Origin of the sequence: Porphyrobacter sp. SLTP, from assembly GCF_009905735.1 — a bacterium.
Lineage (GTDB): Bacteria > Pseudomonadota > Alphaproteobacteria > Sphingomonadales > Sphingomonadaceae > Erythrobacter.
Map to the genome: position 1 here is coordinate 1 of NZ_JAAALE010000033.1, position 1,706 is coordinate 1,706.

A 1,706-nucleotide genomic window follows, 5' to 3' on the forward strand; every position below is an offset into this window, starting at 1 on the left:
CCGCTTCCAGCTCCAGGATCGCTATCGTGAAAGGTTAGAACGCATCCCCGCCAACATCTCGCGGGATCAACTCGACGTTGAGCTGTACAAAGCCCAGAAGGACATAGAGCTTGAGCACCGCCAGCGTGCGGCCGAAATCAATAAGGTGCCGATCGACGCCGCTGCCGGATCGCCTGAATACACAGCCCTCTACAAGCAGTATCTAGACGAGGAGAACGAACTTGGCAAGGCAGCCCTTGCAAAGTACGTTGTGCATCGTCGCACCATCCTTGAGATGCTGGATACCGCGTTGAAAGTGCAGGATTCCGGAGCCTACGTGTCGCATCCCGTACGATCATATGGTCGCTTGTGAAACAGGTGCGGGTGGGTCTGGTACCAATCTTTCATGGCCTGCATCGGCGTACTGCTCTTGAGCGCTGACTGCGGCAACTGGTGGTTGTACAAGGCCACATAGCGCAGCAAGGTCTCCTCCATGTCCTCGCGGCTGTTGAACCGGTGGGTCTTCAGAACGTCCGCAATGCGTCCATTGAACCGCTCCACCATGCCGTTGGTTCTGGGCGTCCTGGGCTTGGTCAATCGGTGCTCTATGCCCAACTCCCGGCACAGTTGATCGAATTCATGGTTGCCGCTGGGTTCGCGTTCCTTGCTGGCAAACAGACGGTCCGTGAACTCTTTGCCGTTGTCGGTCAACAGCTTGTTGATCCTGATCGGACAGGCCTTGTGCAACGCCTTGAGGAAGGCCTGTGCACTGGCGGCGGTCTTGTTGGACTTGAGCTGCACAAACACCCAACGCGTGGCCCTGTCGATGGCCACGAATAGGTAGCGCCGGCTGCTCTCATCCTGCATCTGGGGCAGGTACTTCACGTCCATGTGCACGTAGCCTGGCTCGTAGCTCTTGAAGGCCTTGTGGGCTACCGCAGGCTCCTGGGGCTTGAGGGCGTTGAGGTTGCCCGCTCCATGGCGGCGCAAGCACCTGTCCAGCCCGGAGCGCGAGACATGGGGACAGATGAACTCCCGTGTCACGGCCAGCAGGTCATCCAAAGGTAGCAGCAAGGTACGGCGCAAGTGAACCACCACGGTCTCTTGCGCAGGCGTGAGCACCGTCTGCAGGCGATGGGCCGTGTGCGAGCGGTCTGCAAAGACATCGCGCTTCTTCCACTTGTAGACCGTCTGCTCAGTGATCCCAAAGCGCTGGGCCAGGATGCTGGCTGGTTCATCGCTGGCTGCGATCTCGGCACGCACGGCGGGCGTGGTGCGGGCGTTCTTGTGCAGGGCTATCAACATGGCTTCACTCCCTGGGTGGATTGCAAGGACTCTATCAACTCCTTTAGAACGGCTCGGGCCATGAAGAGTGGATAGCGTTTAGAGTCTATGCAATCGTCCGGGATGCGACAGATAGCCAAAAATACTTCCATCGGGATTTCTTATCTCAGATTGGCGATCCCAAAAGCCGAACAACGAGTATCTTCCTGCTTAGCAAAACATCTATCGCTCCGAGAGCTCATCAGCGAGGACCTAGCTTTCGCTCTTAGGCAAGCTGCTGAAGTGGATGAGATCGCTAGATTAAAATTGTCAGCCTGGCACTTTCTTCGTTGCGAGCCAGATATGGGAGTTTCCTGGCTACGCCGATGCCAGACCAGACTTATTGATAGCAACGCTATCGATAGTCAAGTTCCACCTGTTCCAGAGATACTGGACTCCTTACA

2 protein-coding genes are annotated in these 1,706 nt (G+C 56.7%); one reads left to right on the forward strand and one right to left on the reverse strand.

The genetic code is table 11. The features are described from left to right. A partial coding sequence (locus GVM20_RS16175) for a hypothetical protein (protein ID WP_199799665.1) occupies window positions 1-352 on the forward strand: 352 nt, incomplete at its 5' end. On the opposite strand, the gene GVM20_RS16180 is transcribed toward GVM20_RS16175, so the two are convergent. Next, window positions 313-1,284 (reverse strand): IS481 family transposase, encoded by a 972-nt coding sequence (locus GVM20_RS16180; RefSeq protein WP_024569039.1) that lies wholly within the window; start codon window positions 1,282-1,284, stop codon window positions 313-315. The two genes, GVM20_RS16175 and GVM20_RS16180, sit on opposite strands and share 40 nt — an antisense overlap. Between the last annotated feature and the right edge of the window lie 422 nt (window positions 1,285-1,706).

Bases quoted from the DNA above. Each gene is read 5' to 3' on its own strand.
- GVM20_RS16180 (WP_024569039.1), bottom strand. From the start codon at position 1,284: ATGTTGATAGCCCTGCACAAGAACGCCCGCACCACGCCCGCCGTGCGT.